The 19,560-nt window shown below is 51.7% G+C and carries 20 protein-coding genes; 13 read left to right on the top strand and 7 right to left on the bottom strand.

The genetic code is table 11. From position 1 onward, the window contains the following. Positions 1–824: 824 nt before the first annotated feature. Complete coding sequence (locus AC3Y23_RS21570) at positions 825–1,286, bottom strand: hypothetical protein (RefSeq protein WP_379202871.1); 462 nt, start codon at positions 1,284–1,286, stop codon at positions 825–827. 26 nt (positions 1,287–1,312) lie between these two features. Continuing rightward, the gene (locus AC3Y23_RS21565) at positions 1,313–2,215 is read right to left on the bottom strand and encodes an SDR family oxidoreductase (RefSeq protein WP_379202869.1); all 903 of its coding nucleotides are present in this window, start codon (positions 2,213–2,215) and stop codon (positions 1,313–1,315) included. Positions 2,216–2,382: 167 nt separating this feature from the next. Here AC3Y23_RS21565 and AC3Y23_RS21560 point away from each other — a divergent pair, with 167 nt between their 5' ends. The 5 genes from AC3Y23_RS21560 to sdaAA all read left to right on the top strand — a co-directional run bounded on the left by AC3Y23_RS21560 (position 2,383) and on the right by sdaAA (position 5,613). Continuing rightward, positions 2,383–2,976, top strand: a complete 594-nt coding sequence (locus tag AC3Y23_RS21560) for a DUF4269 domain-containing protein (protein ID WP_379202867.1) — start codon at positions 2,383–2,385, stop codon at positions 2,974–2,976. A gap of 22 nt (positions 2,977–2,998) precedes the next feature. Further along, positions 2,999–3,466, top strand: coding sequence for a GNAT family N-acetyltransferase (locus AC3Y23_RS21555; RefSeq protein ID WP_379202865.1), 468 nt, complete (start codon positions 2,999–3,001; stop codon positions 3,464–3,466). After that, positions 3,463–3,879, top strand: coding sequence for a GNAT family N-acetyltransferase (locus AC3Y23_RS21550; protein WP_379202863.1), 417 nt, complete (start codon positions 3,463–3,465; stop codon positions 3,877–3,879). Before AC3Y23_RS21555 ends, AC3Y23_RS21550 begins: the two co-directional genes overlap by 4 nt. A 148-nt stretch (positions 3,880–4,027) precedes the next feature. Next, a complete protein-coding gene (gene sdaAB, locus AC3Y23_RS21545) occupies positions 4,028–4,738 on the top strand; it encodes an L-serine ammonia-lyase, iron-sulfur-dependent subunit beta (protein ID WP_379202861.1) in 711 nt (236 codons plus the stop codon). Continuing rightward, positions 4,735–5,613, top strand: a complete 879-nt coding sequence (gene sdaAA, locus AC3Y23_RS21540; RefSeq protein ID WP_379202859.1) for an L-serine ammonia-lyase, iron-sulfur-dependent, subunit alpha — start codon at positions 4,735–4,737, stop codon at positions 5,611–5,613. Before sdaAB ends, sdaAA begins: the two co-directional genes overlap by 4 nt. 24 nt (positions 5,614–5,637) lie before the next feature. Here the strand turns inward: sdaAA and AC3Y23_RS21535 are convergent, their stop codons facing one another. After that, entirely contained in the window at positions 5,638–5,940 is a 303-nt protein-coding gene (locus tag AC3Y23_RS21535) for a hypothetical protein (protein WP_379202857.1), read from the bottom strand. 92 nt (positions 5,941–6,032) lie between these two features. Here AC3Y23_RS21535 and AC3Y23_RS21530 point away from each other — a divergent pair, with 92 nt between their 5' ends. Continuing rightward, positions 6,033–6,227 (top strand): YwbE family protein, encoded by a 195-nt coding sequence (locus AC3Y23_RS21530; protein ID WP_175370842.1) that lies wholly within the window; start codon positions 6,033–6,035, stop codon positions 6,225–6,227. 158 nt (positions 6,228–6,385) lie between these two features. Here AC3Y23_RS21530 and AC3Y23_RS21525 read toward each other — a convergent pair whose 3' ends face one another. After that, entirely contained in the window at positions 6,386–7,198 is an 813-nt protein-coding gene (locus AC3Y23_RS21525; protein ID WP_379202854.1) for an HNH endonuclease, read from the bottom strand. A 243-nt stretch (positions 7,199–7,441) separates the two neighbouring features. On the opposite strand from AC3Y23_RS21525, the gene AC3Y23_RS21520 reads away from it, so the two are divergent. The 7 genes from AC3Y23_RS21520 to AC3Y23_RS21490 all read left to right on the top strand — a co-directional run bounded on the left by AC3Y23_RS21520 (position 7,442) and on the right by AC3Y23_RS21490 (position 15,549). After that, on the top strand, positions 7,442–7,954 hold the full coding sequence (locus tag AC3Y23_RS21520) for a hypothetical protein (RefSeq protein WP_379202852.1): 513 nt from the start codon (positions 7,442–7,444) through the stop codon (positions 7,952–7,954). Between the two features lie 52 nt (positions 7,955–8,006). After that, complete coding sequence (locus AC3Y23_RS21515) at positions 8,007–9,026, top strand: LacI family DNA-binding transcriptional regulator (RefSeq protein ID WP_379202850.1); 1,020 nt, start codon at positions 8,007–8,009, stop codon at positions 9,024–9,026. A gap of 171 nt (positions 9,027–9,197) precedes the next feature. Then, positions 9,198–10,535 carry a glycoside hydrolase family 30 protein gene (locus tag AC3Y23_RS21510; protein ID WP_379202848.1) on the top strand — a complete coding sequence of 446 codons (1,338 nt, stop codon included), beginning with the start codon at positions 9,198–9,200 and terminating at the stop codon, positions 10,533–10,535. Positions 10,536–10,558: 23 nt separating this feature from the next. Further along, on the top strand, positions 10,559–13,786 hold the full coding sequence (locus tag AC3Y23_RS21505; RefSeq protein WP_379202846.1) for a cellobiose phosphorylase: 3,228 nt from the start codon (positions 10,559–10,561) through the stop codon (positions 13,784–13,786). A gap of 46 nt (positions 13,787–13,832) precedes the next feature. Next, on the top strand, positions 13,833–13,970 hold the full coding sequence (locus AC3Y23_RS21500; protein ID WP_379202844.1) for a hypothetical protein: 138 nt from the start codon (positions 13,833–13,835) through the stop codon (positions 13,968–13,970). 124 nt (positions 13,971–14,094) lie between these two features. Further along, positions 14,095–14,898, top strand: coding sequence for an AAC(3) family N-acetyltransferase (locus AC3Y23_RS21495; protein ID WP_379202842.1), 804 nt, complete (start codon positions 14,095–14,097; stop codon positions 14,896–14,898). A 12-nt stretch (positions 14,899–14,910) separates the two neighbouring features. Next, positions 14,911–15,549: a histidine phosphatase family protein gene (locus AC3Y23_RS21490; RefSeq protein WP_379202840.1), complete on the top strand. Its 639-nt coding sequence runs from the start codon at positions 14,911–14,913 to the stop codon at positions 15,547–15,549. A 62-nt stretch (positions 15,550–15,611) separates the two neighbouring features. Here the strand turns inward: AC3Y23_RS21490 and AC3Y23_RS21485 are convergent, their stop codons facing one another. The 3 genes from AC3Y23_RS21485 to AC3Y23_RS21475 form a co-directional block, all read right to left on the bottom strand. Then, a complete protein-coding gene (locus tag AC3Y23_RS21485) occupies positions 15,612–16,883 on the bottom strand; it encodes an MFS transporter (RefSeq protein WP_379202838.1) in 1,272 nt (423 codons plus the stop codon). A gap of 47 nt (positions 16,884–16,930) precedes the next feature. After that, the gene (locus AC3Y23_RS21480) at positions 16,931–17,845 is read right to left on the bottom strand and encodes an ArsR/SmtB family transcription factor (protein WP_379202836.1); all 915 of its coding nucleotides are present in this window, start codon (positions 17,843–17,845) and stop codon (positions 16,931–16,933) included. 288 nt (positions 17,846–18,133) lie between these two features. Next, positions 18,134–19,560 (bottom strand): S-layer homology domain-containing protein (locus tag AC3Y23_RS21475; RefSeq protein WP_379202834.1); only part of this gene is annotated, 1,427 nt, incomplete at its 5' end.

The raw sequence follows: 19,560 nt of genomic DNA, 5'->3' as shown, positions 1-19,560 counted from the left end.
AGGTTCGAACTCAAGATTCCAACTTAAGAGTTGAACTCAAGACTCGAGCTCAAGAGTTGAACTCAAGATTCGAGCTCAAGAGTTGAACTCAAGATTCGAGCTCAAGACTCGAACTCAAGGCTCGAACTCAAAATTCGGACTTAAGGTTCAAACCCAGGATTCAAACTTAAAGTCCGAACGTCATTACGGTGATGTATAGACTCTAAGATCCTATATGGAACGCACTCCTGAAGTGTAATTAACGGCATTTTTGTACCCTAATTGTCTCTGCAGCCAAGGGTTTGAGGGAATTAAGGGCAATATTGTACCTTAAATCTTCCACAGTAGCCCTTTCAGGGTGATTTCTTTGAAAATAAGATGCAATAATGCCCTTATTTAACTTATTGGCCTATATTTGATGAATATAAGGTACAAAAATGCTGTTATATTTGCCGAACAAAAGAAACCAAGGTAGAAAAGAAGAACGAAGGGGGAAGTCAAACATTCCTCCGTAGTAACGACGAGCTTTACGTTTGGTTCTTAACTTCGTCTTTATAGCTGAACGATATGCCGTAAAGCCACAACTAGCGAAGCCGTATCTAACGGAAGCCATATCTATTTAACCAGCTCGTATCTATCTAACTAACTCATGTCTATCTAACTAACTCATGTCTATCTAACTAACTCATGTCTATCTAACTTGCTCATACCTATCTAACTAACTCATGTCTATCAAACTAGCTCATATATCTATCTAACTAACTCATATCTATCTAACTAACTCGTAACTAACGGACCGCATTTTAAATGGGGACATTGGCTAACAGGATCTAGGCCATAGCCGATCAGTTAAACAGCACCAGGCACAGGAGCGGAACGAACAAAGCGAATACAGGTAGAAATAGTGGAAGCCGCTCCACGGCGATTTGTGCCGTGCGGAACAAGAGTAGACCGATGATGCCAGCGGCTGCACAGAGCAAGGGGGTGCCGCCTTGTTCTGCAGCCAGCCAGAGACCTGCTCCTAGGCCTGCCGCGGCGTAGACGACGAAGGCTACGGCCAGGAGGCGGATGCGCAGAATACGCAGCAGTCCATCTGCGACCAACGCAGCCGGCAGGCCATAGGCATAAATGGCGTAGGCGGCAGAGACAGGCCATTCTTCACCCGGTGAGCCTTCGCTTGCGGGGTAGACCAGCGTCAACAGGGATAAGAGTAAGAACAACAGGCCTGCACAGGCCAATTTGCTCAGGGCATACATTCCGGCAGTCAACCTGACGGAAGTGATTTCGGAGGGTTGGGTTCTATGCATCGTTTTGGCTCCTTTCGGTAAAATTCTCAGCTGGTGATCATGTCTCCACCGTTGACATGAATGCACGCGCCGGTTACGAAGGAGGACTCCGGTCCCGCCAGATACAGGTATGCTCCAGCCAGTTCATACGGCTGTGCTGCCCGCTTAAGCGGGGTTCCTGTACCGAATGTGCTGACCTCTTCGGGTGAAAAACTGGATGGAATCAGCGGTGTCCATGTCGGCCCGGGTGCCACGCTGTTGACACGAATTCCAGTATCAGCCAACGAAATGGCTAGCGCTCGGGTAAAAGAGACCACGGCTCCTTTGGTAGAGGAGTAATCAATAAGCTCCACATTCCCTCGATAAGCGGTAATGGAGGCCGTGTTAATAATGGAAGCTCCTCTTTTCATATGAGGCAGTGCGGCTTGAGTCAGGAAGAAGTAGGAGAGGATATTTGTCTGGAAGGTCAGATACAGCTGTTCTTCCGAGATGTCGAGGATGCTCTTCTGTGGAAAGTGGATCGCATGGTTGTTCACAAGAATATCCAGCTTGCCGAATGTGGCAACGGTATGCTCTACAGCCGCAGTGCAGTTCTGTTTGAAGCGCAGGTCGCCTTCAATTCGCAGACAGCGCTGGCCGAGCTCCTCAATGCGCCGCTGAGTGACCTCTGCGTCGGAGACTTCATTCAAATAGGCGATGGCTACATCCGCGCCCTCTTTGGCAAAGGCAATGGCCGCAGCTTTTCCGATGCCGCTGTCGCCCCCGGTGATGAGGGCAACCTTGCCCTTCAGCTTGCCACTGCCACGCAGTTCCGGGTTCTCGCTAATCGGACGAGGAGTCATCAGACTTTCCAGTCCGGGTCGCTCCTGGTGCTGGGGCGGGAAGGCAATCGGCTGTTCCGTGCAGACGGTTTTTTGTCCGTAGTAGGGGTATACCAGGGGTTGCTTCATGGAACGAACTCCTCCTCGGGCTTCTCTGTGTTCTTATATTTCTATGCGTTCGCCCAGGGAATCGTGCACTCCCTTGTGCACAGGTGCAAGGATTTAATAAGGGAAGAAGGCTTAGGCCAGGCTTTCGGTGTAAAGTAGGGTCGTATTTTGCAAGGGGGTGGGATTAGATGGTGGAAGATGAGCACTGGCTGGATATTTCCTATTTGCAGCAGGGTACAGCACTTCAGAAGGAGGTGCATACCCTGCTGACTGAACTGAATGTGCTTACCGTGTTGAGTCAGTACCACCCTGTACTTGTGGGGACGGTGCCGCTTGGCATTCAGGTGGAGGGCAGCGATCTCGATATTATCTGTGAGGTACATGATCGGGAGGCCTTTGCCGCGCAGGTTGGTCTACACTTTGGTGAGATGGATCAGTATAGCTGCGAATCACGGACCGTTGATGGAACCCCTCGCATTAAAATCAATTTTAGCGTAGGAGGTTGGCCGGTAGAACTGTTCGGACAACCGCGTCCAAGCAGGGAGCAGAACGGGTATATTCATATGGTTGTCGAAGCCCGGGTGTTGAGTATATTGGGCGATTCTTTTAGAAAACAGGTTATACAGTTGAAGCGCCAAGGGGTAAAGACGGAACCGGCCTTTGCCCAGCTTTTGCAGCTGGAGGGTGATCCTTACGAGGCTGTACTTGGACTTGATAAGCTTTCTGAAATGGAGCTAAGGGCTTTGTGCGGGGAGCGGTCTATAACAAATCATACTGGATAAATCGTAAAGGAGTCGTTGTCACATGAATCTGGTGATCCGAAAAGCGTTCAAAAGCGATGCGCCGGAACTCCACCGGCTAATGGTGCAGTTGATCAGCAAGCCTTTGCAACTGGAGGAAGTGGAGAAAAGGCTTGATTTTATAGCTACCAGTCCTATTGAAGAGCTGTATGTGTGCTTAGGAGAGAAGAATGAAGAGTTTTCCGAGGGACAAGAACGCCTTCTGGGGGCTTTAGGTTTCCGTGTGCGGGAAAATATTGAGGATTATACCCGTTATGGCGAAATTTCCGTGCTTGTGACAGATAAGGAAAGCCGCAGGCTGGGCGTGGGACGAAAGCTAGTAGAGTATGCAGAGGAGCTGGCCGCAGCGCGCGACTGTATTGGAACCTGGTTGGTTAGCGGCACCGAACGCGAGGAAGCGCATGCTTTTTACAAAAGATTAGGATATGAAATTACGGGTTACCGGTTTGTAAAGGCAGGTGGGAAATCGTGATCTATAGGTCAATGACAGCTGACGACTACGATGCGGCTTATGAATTATGGGTGAATACTGAGGGGATGGGACTTAACGAGGCAGATTCACGGGCAGGAATCTCACGTTTTCTGGAGCGCAATCCGGAGTTAAGCCAGGTTTGTGTACATGAGGACGGTTCTCTGATCGGTACGGCATTGTGTGGGCATGATGGTCGCCGGGGGTTTCTGTATCATGTTGCCGTTCGTCACGCATCCCGTGGCAAGGGCTCAGGGCGCGAACTGGTGGCCCGTTGTTTGGACAAGCTGAGGGAGGACGGCATTACCAAATGTCATCTCATGGTGATCCAAGACAACCAGAAGGGTCGGCAGTTTTGGGAAGGACTCGGCTGGCAATACCGTGACGACATTGCGCTGTACTCTCGGGATACGTAGGCTATGACTCTTAGTGGAAGGTGCTAAGGCCTGCAGTTTGTCAAAATAATCGCTTGCTCCACTGTGTAGGTTTGGCACCTGTGCAGTATAATAGGGATATGCAAGCGTAGAATATTTGCTTAGCTGTATAAACGGAGGCTTTATCATCATGCGTTTTAAAGATGTATTCTCAATTATCGGCCCGGCTATGGTCGGGCCTTCCAGTTCGCATACAGCAGGAGCGGCCCGGATTGGCCGGGCGGCCCGCCAGGTGTTGGGCGAAATGCCGCGTGAAGCCGAAGTAACTTTCTTCGGCTCTTTTGCTGCGACTTATGAAGGTCACGGTACGGATCGGGCAATTATCGGCGGATTGTTGGACTATACCACCGACGACCCAAGGCTCCCGGATTCTATAACGCTTGCCACAGAGGCAGGTATGGATATCTCCTTCCGCCAGGGAACGGGTTTGTTCCCTCATCCCAATACGGTAAGACTGCGTCTCGTTGGCAAGGACAGTGGACAGGAGCTGACGCTAACCGGGACTTCCATCGGAGGCGGCAACATTGAGATTGTTGATATTAACGGCTTCGGGGTGAAGCTGACAGGCATGTATCCTACGGTCCTCATTGAGCATATGGATTACTTGGGCGTGCTTGCGAGTGTTACGGATGTTATGCGCAGCGGGCAGGTCAATATCGGACATATGTCTCTTGACCGCAAGAACCGCAGTGGCGCTGCACTGACCGTGCTTGAGTTGGATGAATCGGCGACACCTGAATTGCTTCAGGCCCTGGGGGACCTCCCAGCAGTGAAGTCGGTGAAGCTCGTAGATTTGAATGAAGCTGGGCAAGAGGAGAAAGGGAAGGAAAGTACATCATGAATTTTCGAACATTAAGTGAATTGGCTGTATTATGCGAGGAAAGAGGCCTTGGGATTGGCGCCCTGATGCTAGAAGAACAAAGTGCGGAATCGGGTCGCTCCAAGGAGCAGGAATTCGCCACCATGAGCCAGTATTACGGGGTCATGAAAGAAGCTGTACACCGTGGGATGCATGAAGATACAACCTCCCGCAGCGGACTTACCGGACTGGATGCCCAGCGAGTAGGCGCCTATAATGCAGCAGCGGAGCCCCTTCTTGGTGGCCCAGCGGGTCAGGCTATGGCCTATGCACTGGCGGTGTCCGAAGTGAATGCTTCGATGGGTCGCATTATTGCTACGCCAACGGCGGGCTCCTGCGGCATCATTCCAGGGGTATTCCTCAGCTGCCAGGAGCGTTTTGGCTGGAGTGATGATGTCATGGTCTCCGGCCTGTTTGCTGCCGGAGCGATTGGCTATGTTATCGCCAATAATTCTTTTGTATCTGGCGCGGAAGGCGGTTGCCAGGCCGAGGTAGGCTCAGCCATCGGCATGGCAGCGGGCGCGCTAACTGAGCTGCGCGGCGGAACCCCGGCACAGGCCGTACATGCCGTAGGTCTGGCGCTTAAGAACACGTTGGGTCTCATCTGCGATCCTGTCGGCGGGCTCGTAGAGATCCCTTGCATCGTCAGAAACGGTTTTGGCGCAGTGACCGCACTGGCCGCCGCAGATATGGCGTTGGCAGGTGTGCGCAGCGTGATTCCTTCCGATGAAGTGATCAAGGTCATGCTGGAGGTTGGCTCGGCGATGCCGGAGATCCACCGTGAGACCGCCGGAGGCGGACTGGCTCAGACACCTACTGGGCGCAAGATCATGGAAGACCTGCGGCGCAAAAAATAGCGTATCAGGGCAATGTCTTCCTGATCAGAGCAGCTTGAACCGTTCTAACTGATCGAGCTGCCCCTCGCTGCGGAGAATTTCCTTCTGGCGGTGGCCCATGAGATCGAAGTGAGGGAACGGTGAGCGGTTATGAATATATTTGGCAGGCAGACCATGTTGCTTGCACCAATGGGCGAGCCGATCCAGGTCGCTGCAGCCAACCTTGGTCACGGTGGTCATGCCGGGAAACCGGGGATCAATCCAGTAATGGGTCAGGAAGGCTATCTCTCCCGCAGAGACAGCCTTCTTCCATGCTTGCAATTCTTCTCTTTTGATTCCGAAGGCCATAATTGTTCACGTCCTTAAACTGTTTGAAATATATAGTTTCAGCTGTAATTGTTTGTTAACAATAATAATAAGCATGAAAGGGGGATGTCATCATGAATGGACAAAACAGGGCGGATATCCGGCCCGGACTTGAGGTAGACATCGTACTGAAGCAGGATCAGGCTACAGGTAAGCTGACCCATGGTCAGGTTAAGGATATCCTGACTAATTCCCCGCGGCATCCGCATGGCATCAAGGTCAGGCTGACCAGTGGCCAAGTCGGGCGGGTCAAGAATATCACCGGTTAAAGTTTATCCATCCGCTCGCTTCAAGACGTAACTGTCTGCGTGCGGGGTTCTATGACACCTATCACTAAAAACGCTCCGATGCCTTGGCTTACGCTGTCCAGAGACAGCAGCTTGCCGGGGGACTGGAGCGTTTATTTGTTATGGGGAAGTAGAAGTAGCTACCTTTTTCTGCCCATAAATTCCTCGACATCCTTATCTGCCTTGGTCTGGTTGCACAGGCTGCAGGCACATACACAATTGTCCGGTGTCGTATGGCCGCCCTTGGCACGCGGAAGCAAATGGTCGATGGTATCTCCGTAGAGTCCGCAGAAATAGCAGGTATAGCGGTCCCTGTTCAGGATCAGGGCACGGAAGGCCTTGTTGCTGTACAGGCGGCGGATGGTCCGCCGATTGACGACTACTGCAGCATGCTCCTTAACCAGTGTAACCGCCAGTTCCAAGTCAATCTCCTGATGCCAGCGCCTCCCCTTGTCACTATGACCACGCATCAGGATCATACCCTGCGACGAGGGTACCAAGGCTGTGGTATCCGTGGGCTCTGGCTTAGGCCCCCGTTGATGCAGCGGTGTTCGCCGCGGCTCGGCCCCGCGCGGTCGCCCCTTGGTGGCAGGCTTCGCTGCCGTGAGCGAAGCTGCGGCTTTCCGCTCCTTGGCTCGTTCGGCGCGAGAGCGAGTCAGCGGGCCGACGGCCGCCTTTTTAGGAACGTCTCGCGTAGCTTCCGGTGGCGATGGGGGCGCTACGGCCGCCCTTCCAGGCTCCGTCTGGCGTGCCAGCGCTGGCATTGGCGGCTGCAAGGATTGCAGCTGCGTGATACCAGATTCAGCAGCGCGCTGCTTGCGGCAATCCCGACACGCGCCTCGCCGGGCCTGGGCCTTGGAGCGCTTGCCGGTCCGCCTGCGGAACTCGGCGAGAGGCTTAAGCTGCTCACAGTAGGCACATTGTTTGGAAGAAGGCAGAATGATATCGGTCATCGGTATATTTTGGACGAAGAACCTTACAGCCCTGTCCTGTCCCCTCGTAGTATAGATAGCAGTTTCAGTATAACGCAAAGTGCAGACGTTTACACCGCAGACAATAAATGTCGCTAAAGGCCTCTCTATTGTGATTTCTGTCTCGGTATATCCAAGGAAAACACTGTAAAATGAGAGCGAGGTAACGCATAGAGTAATTAAATAGGGCATAAGCACGACTATTCATGGAAAAGAGGGATAGGAATGCAGTCTGAAATAGGCACTTTGCAAAGCCAGACAAGTAACGACAAGAGACCGCCTTCGGTAGTATTGTTGTACATTCTTCAGGCTTTTCTGGGAGTTGGAGCGATTGCAGGTGGTGGCGCACTGGTGGCCGATCCCCAAGGCGGCTTGGTGGGTATGTCGGTAACCTTGCTGACAAGATCACCTTTTCCTGATTTTCTGGTGCCAGGATTGTTGCTGCTTATGGTGTTTGGCTTGTTCCCTTTGTTCACGCTGTACAGCATGATCAGAAGGCCGCAGTGGCAATGGGCTGAGGTACTGAATCCATTTAAAGAACTTCATAGTTCGTGGGTACTTTCACTCTATATCGGCTTTGGGCAGATCATCTGGATTATGGTGCAGACTTATATCCTGAATGCGGTTTACTGGCCTCATGTTTTGTATATGAGTTTGGGACTTCTGATTCAGATCGTTACCCTTTGGCCTCCTGTACAGAGATATTTTATGCTGGACTACCGTAAGGAAAGACGTTAGAATGTCAGTGAACGGAGAGCGTTCTCATGATGAGAGGCGGGAGTGAACCGGATTGACGACTATTTATGATATTGCCAAAAGAACCGGTTACTCTCCGACGACCGTGTCTAAGGTGTTCAATAATTATTCCGATGTGCGCGAGAAGACGCGCCAGGATATCCTCCGCACAGCACAGGAGATGGGGTATGTGCCCAACGCCCATGCCCGAACGCTGACCACGAAGAAATCGTGGACCATCGGCGTGCTGTTCGTGGAGAGCACCGGAGCGGGTATCCGCCATCCCTTTTTCAGCGCGGTGATCGAAAGCTTCAAGCAGGTGGCCGTGGCTAAAGGGTATGCGCTGATGTTCATATCCAAGGATGTGGGCGGTAAGCAGAGCGGATATCTGGAGAATTGCCGGATTCGCGGGGTGGACGGAGTTGTGGTCTTTCTGTCTGATTATGAAGACCCTTATTTTCAGGAGCTACTGGATAGTGATATTCCTACAGTGGTTCTGGACTATGAGACACCGGAATCCCATACCGTATGCTCGGATAACTGGAGCGGCGCAGTGCAGGCAGTGGAGTATTTGATTGGCTTGGGCCACAGCAGAATTGCTCATATTTCCGGCGGTGTGAACACCACTCCGGGAAGTCGTCGGCAAGAGGGGTATGAGGCCGCGATGCTGCAGCAGAAGCTGGAGCTGCGGGATTCCTATATCGTCACAGGCGCCTATTATTCTTTGGAGAGCGGTTACAATGCCATGATGGAACTGCTGCGATTGCCGGAGCGGCCAACGGCCGTGTTTGCTTCGGGCGACTTGTTGGCCTTTGGAGCCGTCAAGGCGGCGCAAGATTCCGGTCTGGCTGTACCTGAAGATATCTCGGTCATGGGATATGACGATATCGAACTGGCGCGCTATGTCACCCCGGCCCTGACAACAGTTAGGCAGGACACGGAACTGTTGGGAAGCCGGGCAGCGGAGATCCTGCTTGCCGCGATCGACAAGATCCCGAACGAGAAGGAAGCCCTAGCATTGCCAGTAGAAGTCATTGTAAGAGATTCCTGTGCACCCCCCGCGAAAGAGGAGTAACTATAATCGGGGCCCATCCGGTCTTAGGCAATAAGCACGGATGGCGCTTCAGATGGCTCTCTGCTATGATTTTTTGCACTAAAGCAAAAAACGCCATTTTTTTTCGAAAAAATCGAAACCGGTTTCGAATCGTTTCGAAAGCAATTATTCCAATTATAAGGAGATATGACAATGACAACAGTTCAAACCGTAGTAACCGCCAAAGACACAGGAGAACGCCTCAGCAAGGTAGACGGAATTGAGTTTAAGGCTAGAGAAGGTAATGCAGCTCAAGTGGAACTGAAGCCTGAAGAATCTTATCAGAAGATGATCGGCTTCGGCGGAGCATTCACTGAAGCGGCTGCGTATACATTGTCTAGGCTTAGCCCTGAGAAGCGGGCCGAGGTCATCCACCGCTATTTTCACCCTGTAGAGGGACTTAACTACTCGATGGGCCGCGTACATATCCATAGCTGCGATTTTGCACTTGGCAACTACACGTACGTGGAGGACAACGATACAGAGCTGGCTACTTTCGATATTTCTCACGACCATAAGTGGGTGCTGCCGCTAATCAAAGACGCTATGGCTGTTAAAGGCGGCGAGTTCACCATGCTCGCTTCCCCGTGGAGTCCTCCGGCATGGATGAAGACGAATGGAGAGATGAATAACGGCGGACAGCTGAAGCCGGAATATGCCGATGTGTGGGCGCGTTACTACACGAAGTTTATCGAAGCCTATGGCAAGGAAGGTGTGCCAATTTGGGCGGTTTCCGTACAAAATGAACCGGCTGCTGTTCAGACGTGGGATTCTTGTGTGTACAGTGCGGAAGAAGAGCGTGACTTCGTGAAGAACCACCTGGGACCGGTGATGCACAAAGAGGGCTACGGCGACGTGAATATTGTAATCTGGGATCATAACCGGGACATTATGGTTGAACGTGCGTCAGCAGTGCTATCCGATCCTGAAGCTGCAAAGTATGTATGGGGTACAGGTATCCACTGGTACGGCGGCGAGGAGTTCGAGAAAGTGGGTCAGGTGCATGACCTGTTCCCTGACAAGCATCTGTTGTTCACAGAGGGCTGCCAGGAAGGCGGCGTGAGACTTGGAGAGTGGTTCACAGGCGAACGCTACGGACGGAATATGATCGGCGACCTCAATCATTGGACCGAAGGCTATCTGGACTGGAACCTGGTGCTGGATGAGACTGGAGGCCCTAACCATGTTAACAATTTGTGCGATGCTCCAGTAATTGCCGACACGACTACGAACGAAATTCATTATAACAGCTCGTATTACTATATCGGGCATTTCAGCAAATATATTGCTCCAGGCGCGGTGAGAATTGGTTTGCAAAATTCTGCTGAAGGCGTCCTGTCCACAGCTTTCCGCAATCCGGATGGCAGTCTTGCCGTCGTGCTGATGAACGAAGGGGAAGAGTCCCGCGAGGTTACTTTGGGACTGGGTGATGAGGTTGCCCGCTTCGAGCTTCCGGCGCATTCCATCATCACGCATCTCATTACACAATAGTTCATTCAGGGAGGGGTAGCAGTATGAGTCATTATTATTTTGATTCCGGCAAATTCGTGATAGAGCAGTTCCATGAAGGCAAACCGTTTGCCAGTTTCCTGCCTGGCCTTGCCGGTTTGAAAGGAATTCCGATGTGGTCCTTCTATGTCAATCGGGGTCAAGGGGTATGTAGCTTCGGGATTCGCGACAAAAACTCGCCGATCATGGAATTCTCTCCGGCGAACATTTCTTACAAGAATGTGGCCAACTCCGGTTTCCGGACCTTTATCAAGATCAAGGGGGAACGGGAAATTTACGAGCCGTTCCAGTCGGCGCGTCCTGATGCCGAGGCTAAGCGGGTTATGACCATTCTTCCAAACGGTCTGACCATCGAGGAAAGCCATGCTGGGCATGGGCTGAAGACGACAGTCCATTACTTTAATCTTCCGAATGAAGATTACGCTGCACTGGTACGCCGGGTGACGATTGAGAATATCGGGGGCCAGGAGATCGATTTTGAACTATTGGATGGTCTTCCGGAAATTCTGCCGTTCGGTGTCGAGAACAGTGGCTACAAAGACATCGGCAACCTTCTGCGGAGCTGGATGGATGTCTACAACCTAGAGAACGGTATCCCGTTCTATAAGCTGCGTTCCAGCACCAATGACGATGCGGAGGTCAGTGAGATTACGAAGGGCCACTTCTACCTGTCCTTTACTGGAGAGGGAGAGAAGATCTCGCCGTTCGTAGATTTTGAGGTTGTATTTGGTGGCAACACTTCCCTGTCCTATCCCGACCGGTTCGCGGAGTTATCGTTGTCTGGTCTTGCAGAACTGCGTCAATATCCAGTCAATAAGGTCCCTTGTGGCTTCAGTGGCGTAGCGCGGACGCTGGTTCCAGGGTCCAGCCTGACGGTGAACACCCTGATCGGCCACGTCAGTGACATTGAGAAGATCAATAAAAGGTCGGCGCACATTTGCCGTGACGCCTACATTTCCGATAAAGCTGAGGAAGCGTCCAAACTCACTGAGGATCTGACTGAAGATATTGCAACAAAGACTTCTTCTCCGATCTTTGATGCTTACTGCCGTCAGTCTTATCTCGACAACTTCCTGCGTGGAGGCTACCCGTTCATCTTCGATAACGGTGGAGATGGCTTCGTAGTGCATCTGTATTCCCGTAAGCATGGCGACATGGAGCGCGACTACAACTTCTTCTCGTTAGCGCCAGAATACTATTCTCAAGGCAACGGGAACTTCCGGGATATGAACCAGAACCGTCGCAATGATGTGTTCTTCAATCCGAAGGTCGGCAGCTTCAATATCAAAATGTTTTACAGCCTGATGCAGGCTGATGGGTACAATCCACTGAGTGTTCAGGGAACGACTTTTGAAATTTTGCCGGAGAATCGCTCTGCGCTGGAAGCCTGGATTGAGAAAGGCGCTGCGAATCAGCACGAAGGACTTGGCAAGCTGCTCAGCGGCGTATTCACCCCAGGTGGTCTGATCAATTACATCGCCGACCATCATGTCGAGCTGAAAGTAGAAGAGCAGGAGTTCTTGTTCGGTGTGCTTTCTTTGTCCAAACAGAACATTGAAGCTTCCTTCGGGGAGGGCTTCTGGTCCGATCACTGGACATACAACCTTGATCTGGTTGAGGGGTACCTGGATATTTTCCCTGACCGGCGACAAGAATTGCTCTTCGGAGACGCTACCTATGCGTTCTATGACAGTCCCGCCTATGTTCTCCCACGCAGCGAGAAATACGTCATCAGTGACGGGAAAGTACGTCAGTACGGCGCGCTGCTTGAGGACGAAGAGAAGCTGCACAAGCTGAAGCGTAAAGCCGGAAGCACGGAGTGGCTGCGGACGGAACGCGGTCGTGGCTCGGTGTATAATACGAACCTGTTTGTAAAAATAGTGTCGCTGGCCCTGAACAAATTCGCTACACTCGACCCTTACGGAATGGGTGTGGAAATGGAAGGCAACAAACCGGGCTGGAATGATGCTATGAATGGCTTGCCGGGATTGTTCGGATCCGGGATGAGCGAGACCTTCGAGCTTAAGCGGACAGTGTCCTTCCTGCTCGATGTGCTGGACAGCCCGGACAATGCGGAAGGCACAGCACGCTTGCCGGAAGAAATAGCGCTTCTGCTGGAGCAGGTAAACACCGCTGTTACTTCTGTGTTGGAGGGAGAACTGACCCAGTTTGCATACTGGGATACCGTAGCTTCGGCCCGTGAAGCTTACCGCGAGAGCATCCGGTTCGGCATTACGGGAAGTGAGTCTGAAGTTGCCCTTACCCACATCCGTGGTGCCTTCTCCCGGTTCCTGCTCAAGCTTGACGAGGGTATTGAGCGAGCGGTGAAGCTGGGGAACGGACTGACACCGACTTATTTCCGCTTCGAGGCTACCCGGTTTGAGCCTGTGGTAGATGCGGAAGGTGGACCGGTACTTAGTGGATACGGTCTGCAAAAAGCAGTGGTGCAAGAGTTTGAGGCCAAGCCGTTGCCTTATTTCCTGGAAGGACCGACCCGCTGGCTGAAGACCTTGAAGGATCCGGTGAAGGCCAAGGAAATCTATAATTTGATTAAGGGCACCGGACTATATGATCCTCAGACATCGATGTACCAAACGTCTGTAAGTCTAGAAGAGGAATCTCATGAAATCGGGCGGATGCGCGCCTTCACTCCGGGCTGGCTGGAGCGGGAGTCCAACTTCCTGCACATGTCTTACAAATATTTGCTAGAGCTGCTGAAGGCAGGACTGTACGAGGAATTCTATTCGGAATTGAAAACCTCACTCGTGCCATTCCTTGATCCGGCAGTATATGGTCGGAGCACGCTGGAGAACTCGTCGTTTATCGCTACGGGAGGCAACCCTGACCCTGGCACGCATGGCCGTGGCTTCGTAGCCCGGCTAAGCGGATCGACGGCAGAATTCCTCAGCATGTGGCGCAAAATGATGGCTGGCAGCAAGGCCTTCTCCGTCGTAGACGGAGAATTGGCGCTTTCCCTCAACCCTGTGCTACCGGGCTGGCTGTTTGACGAGCAGGGAGAACTGAGCTTCACCTTCCTGGGTCAAACCAAGGTGACGTATTATAACCAACGCAAGGCCGATACCTTTGGAGACGGCGGAGCAACCATCCGTAGTATGACGCTTCAGTATACGGATGGCACCGTTAGCACGATTAACGGCGCTTTGCTACGCGGAGCAGCGGCAGAAGCGCTTCGGCATGGTGAAATCAGCCTGATCAAGGCTGAATTGGCATAGAAGGTGAATAAGCGTCCTCCTCCTATACAATTAGGTAGAGGATACTGTGTTAGCTTTGTCACAAGAGAATAATATCAAGCGGACAGTCCCTTCGCTTGCCAGTGAAATGCAGGCAGCAGCCTCCCGGTCATCCGGAGGGCTGCTGCTTTCTTGTTTCTTTGCTGCGATGGCTATTTCTGATTAGCGTATCCAAAAGGAGATATTTTTACAACTACTACTAAATACTTGAACATTTGCTCCTCTGTGCGAACGATTATATTATGGGATTACGGGCTGCCTAGATACATAGATTTGGAGGGGATTTGAGGATGGAAATGATTCAGGGCAATTTGATTACGGTGGAGACATTGGCGGAGGATTTTCGCCGCCTGGGAGTGCAGGAGGGAATGACGCTAATTATGCACTCTTCATTTAAATCGCTTGGAGAGTGGGTAGCAGGTGGGCCTGTTGCTGTTATTTTGGCGCTTGAAGAGGTATTGGGAGAAGAGGGGACGCTAGTTATGCCTACGCATTCGAGCGATTTATCCGATCCTTCGGGCTGGTCAAGGCCCCCGGTTCCAGAAGCTTGGTGGACTTCAATCCGTGAAATGATGCCTGCGTATGATCCTGATATGACTTTGCTAAGGGGGATGGGGGTCATACCAGATACCTTCCGTAAGCAAAAGGGGGTCAAGCGCAGTAGTCACCCTGTCCATTCATTCGCAGCCTGGGGTAAGCACAGGGATGTGATCATAGACGGACATGGACTGGACTTCGGGTTGGGAGAACATTCACCTCTGGCCCGCATCTATGATCTGAATGGAAGTGTTCTGCTGCTCGGGGTGGAGAACCTCAACAACACCTCACTGCATCTGGCGGAATGCCGGGCTTCTTTTCCAGGCAAACAGGAAATCGTCAGTGGAGCGCCAATGATGGTAGACGGGAACAGACAGTGGGTGGAGTTCAAGGAGCTCGACTGGGAATCCGAGGATTTTGTCGCCCTGGCTGAGCAATTTCAGGAGGATACAGGCCGAATTGCTTTGGGCCCGGTTGCAGCGGCTCCGGCTAAGTTGATTCCTCAGCGAGAGATCGTGGATTATGCGATAAGATGGATGGAACGGAATCGTACATAAGGAGGATTAATCATGAGCACAACTACAATTTATTTGACACGGCACGGGCAGACCGAATGGAATGTGCAGCACCGCATGCAAGGTCATAAAGATTCGGCGCTGACACCGCTCGGTGTCCAGCAGGCAGAGTGGCTGCAACGTGGCCTGGCCACCGAACGATTAGATGCTGTCTATGCAAGCCCGAGCCCGAGGGCTTGGCGAACAGCAGAGATCATTATCGGGGAGCGGAATATTCCACTTCAGTCTGCCGAAGAATTCCTGGAGATCGGGATGGGGATTTGGGAAGGCTGTGACTCCACAGAGCTTGAGGTGATCCACCCGGATCAGTACGAATATTTCTGGAAGGATCCTGCCAAATTCAAGGTGAAAGGCAGCGAGACCTTTGCAGAGGTACAGGAACGGGCACTGGACAAGCTTGCAGCAATTGTGGATGCCCATCAGGGTGAAGCTGTACTGATCGTCACCCATACGGTGGTGATCAAGCTGTTAATGGCGTACTTCGAGGGCAGACCCCTCCCTAAGCTGTGGGATCTCCCGTATATCCATCCTACCTGCCTAAGCCGGATTGATTTTACAGGGGACATACCGGAAATTCTGTTGCATGGAGATATCAGCCATTACGAATCTAATGCTGACGAGGTAAAATCCTGACAGATCATCGTATACTATTGAACTATTACTTATAGAGTTGTTGATCAAAAGGAGATGTTCCGTTATGCCGGTACATCTCCTTTATTCGTTGTTAGATGTTGTTTTAATGTGTGTTTTGCCTCCAGGTCTGACAGATCTCCGTTAATTCCGTTTAGAACAGGTAGTAGCATTGCTACTCCTGAACACAGGATAGGAATCAGACCGGCAGACAGGAAAAGAATAGGCAGACCGTAAGCATGTGCTATTGCTGCTCCGCCCATAGCACCGATTGGTTGCAGACTGCCGCCAATCAGGAAGCGGATTGAGTTGACCCGTCCCTGCAAATGGGACGGAACTAAGCGTCCATGCAAGGAAGAGCTTAGTGAACCAAAGAAGGGGGCTGCCACTCCAGAGGTGAACAGGGCCGCCAGTACCAAGGGATAACTCGAAGCAAATCCTATTAATGTCGTAGCGAGACCAATAACCATGAGGCTTGATAGCATGACCGTCTGCCTTTGTTTGATTTCTCCTAGGAATGAAATCATGGTCAGCCCGACTAAGGTGCCCAGTGCAAAAACTGTAGTCAGGATGCCTATAGTGGCGGCACCCCTATTCAGCACATCGCTTACAAAGGGAATGATCATCGTCCAGACAGCAATATTGCACATATTACTGATTGCCACCATGCACATGATCACCAGCATGGCTGGAAAGCTCTTATAGAAAGAGAAGCCTTCAGTAATCTCCCGGATGTAGCGAGCCAAGGATAAATTGTTCTCGTTTTTTACAGGTGTCTGCATCTTGGGCAGCCACAGTAAAGTAACGATGGCTCCCGTGTAGCAGACGGCGTAAATACCCATGGCCGGCAGCGCTCCGGCGGCGGCTGTCAGAGCGCCGGCCATGGCAGGGCCAAGTAAGGCAGCTGCGTTCTTGAATCCGTCGATTACGGCAAATGCGCGCACTAGCTTGCGAGCGTCCGCCACGTCGGGCACGATAGCCATCGCCGTTGGGATAAAGAGGGCGGCACAAGCACCGCTGAGTCCGGCTGCAAGAAACAGATGCCACAGCTGAAGCTGTCCGGCCAGACCCATCGTCAGCGGCACTAGTATGGCCAGCAGACGCACTGCTGCCAGGCCGGCCATAAATCGGCTGCGGTGCAGCCGATCAGACAACGGTGAACCGATGAGCCGGAGGACGAATTCGGGAATGCTGGAGCTGAGCGCTAAGGCGCCCATGGCCAGCTTGGAGCCGGTCAAATCATAGACCAGCCACTCCATTGCCAGCAGCCCGAAGGTATCGCCCAGGGAACTAAGCGATATTGTGGCCAGCAAACCGTAGTAACCACGTTTTAACATAGGATTCCTCCCTTAAGCTTGGGTTCTCCCCAAATGTGTCTTTCCCATTAGATCTTCATATAGTTACTGATTTGCCGGGGCAGATCGCTCAGCGCCTCCAGGCGCAGGCTATAGTCTGTGGTCTTATTGTTAAAGTGCACGATAACCAGTCCTGCTGCCCGAAGGGTGATGAGATGGTAGTGGACCGTGCTTTTGGACAAGCCGACCTCCCGAACGATCTCCGTAAACGTAAGCTGTTTCCCTGCCAGCAAGCGAAGGATGCAGAGTCTTGTTTCATCCGACAGCGCATGTGTTAGCCGCAGTAGTTCTGCGGGCGGCCGGCCTGCTCCGGGCGGAAGAACATCGCAGGAATAGCTGGTGAAAATAACCTCATCATAAATAGCACTGGTCACGAGTGGACGTGTATGATACTGGGGGATGATCACAACTTGCTTCAGAAGATCCGTAGGATATAGCCGCATGCCTTGTGTAGCCTGCTCATAGACCTCCATACTGTTATCTTTGTTCAACATTTCGCGCCTGTACTCGGCTTCGCGCGCAAGACCCTCAATGATAGCCTGGTCGATGCCGCTGAAGTAATGGGTGTTCCAAGCCCGTAAAGCCTCAGAGGCTAGGTCGCGTATTTCTGGAAGATTAGGCGGAACACTGAGATTATACCGGGCAGCGATCTCATAAAGCTCGCCCGAGGAGAGGGCGTCCAGCCAATCCAGGAAGCCGGTAACAGAACGATCGCCTGGACAGTTCCAGATATAGGGATAGAGATTGGACTCATCCGTTGCATCCATGGCTTTTCGCATCTTTTGTAGCAGCGCAGGTGATAAGTGCTGCTGAACTTCCCGAACCCAGAGCTTTCCTGAATCCATGACCGCATGACTCTGCTTGCGGAGAAACGCGTTGAGGCTATTCACACATTCATAAATGGGTGCAAAATCTACTTCCACGATGTAGTTGGTAGGGGGCATAGGTTCACTTGTCCTCTCAGAGATAATTGATGTTGATTAGTTAGATTAAATACGATCATTATGTATGTTCTATAAATATAGAACTGAATATTGGTTTTATTATAATGGAACAATTTTGAAAATTCAATCCCGATTTTAATATGGAAATAGCGGTTGTGTTGCAGACCTGACCTGATGTAGGCTCCGGTCATTGCAAAATAATAAGAGGGCCCCGGACGAAACTTTCGCCCAGGTCCCTCTTTATTGATGCTTTACAATCTGTGGTTTAATGATGGATCGACTTAGAGTCTAGTTGATGAAATGAAGTGACTTCAGAGTCTTCTCCAGCATGGTTACGGCTTCTGCACGGGTTGCCGCTTTTTGTGGAGCGAAAGCTCCGTCAGGTGTTCCCTGGATGATGCCAGCGGCCGCAATTTCTGCTACGGCTTCGCGCGACCAGGCCGGGATACCGGCTGCATCGCTGAACTTGGCCAGCACCGCAGGGTCTGCATTCAGGGTTGCGCCTGTATACTTGATGGCTTTAGCAAGTACAGCCGCCATTTCCTGACGCGAAATCTGACTGTCTGGACGGAAAGTACCATCCGTATAGCCAGAGATCAGGCCAGCTGCAGAAGCCGTCTGGATGGCGCCCGCATACCACTTGGACGAGCTAACATCGCTGAAGGTTGTTCCGCCGCTAACAGTTTCCAGACCCAATGCCCGTGTGATCAATGCTGCGAATTCAGCACGGCTGACCGATTGTGAAGGGGAGAAGGTAGTGCTGCTTGTTCCGCTCACAATCTGTTTGGAAGCCAGCAGATCAATAGATGACTTCGCCCAGTGTCCGGCAGTATCTCCGAACGATTTGCTAGACTGGATCACAGTATAGATGCTGTTGCTGTTGCGTGTAATTGTTACTTCTGTTGTTCCGTCTGCTTTGGCTGTGAAGACAGATGGCACGAAGATCAACTGTCCGCTAGCTTGGTCGAAGACCACTGCTGTAGCGTTCTGTGCATTCAAAGTGCCTGGAACTATGATTGTCCGCTTAACGTACGTGCTGCCAAAAGCGTTTACTGGTACTTTCTTTGTTCCCGCTTGGGCTGTGACGCTGAATTCAATCACAGGTCCGGCTAGGGTAATGGAGCCTTGCTGTGTTGCAGCTTTGTTCACGCTGCTTAGCGTAGCAGAGTCAGCTGCTGTCATGGAAACAGTAATTGTAAAGTCACTTGTACCCAATTGATCAGCAAGTGCAGCTCCTTTGATGATGCTTACAGGCATGGAATAGGAAGTGCTGCCTGCAGTAAAGGTCAGAATAGTATTCGGTTGAGCAGCTGCCTGAGCAACAATAACGCTGCCTGGAAGCACGATTTGTGCACCACCTGCAGAAGCAGTGACCGGGATGACCAGTTCATTGCTGCCAGCAGGTAATTTAGCCAATTGTGCAGTCAACTCAGATTGTGTAATGGTTGTCACCTGTTGCGTTGCCGTTGGAGCTGGCGTAGCTGAAGGTGTTGCACTTGGTTTTGCTGTTGCACTTGGTGTAGATCCTGATCCGGATCCTCCGGATGGAGCCGTTGGTACCGGCGTCGGAGTTGTCTCCGGCAGTGGTGCACCTTTCAGATCAACAATTCGGCCTTCAACTGCGGAAGTGTTCGCAGTGATAGTTCCAACCTTCTGAATATACTTTGTAAATACTTCAAAGTCCGGTAGGTACAGCAGGTTCACGCGACCTTCTT

The sequence above is a fragment of the Paenibacillus sp. MAHUQ-45 genome (genome assembly GCF_058133325.1).
The sequence above is the reverse complement of the archived record's forward strand: the minus strand, read 5'-3'. Positions and strand labels throughout refer to the sequence as shown.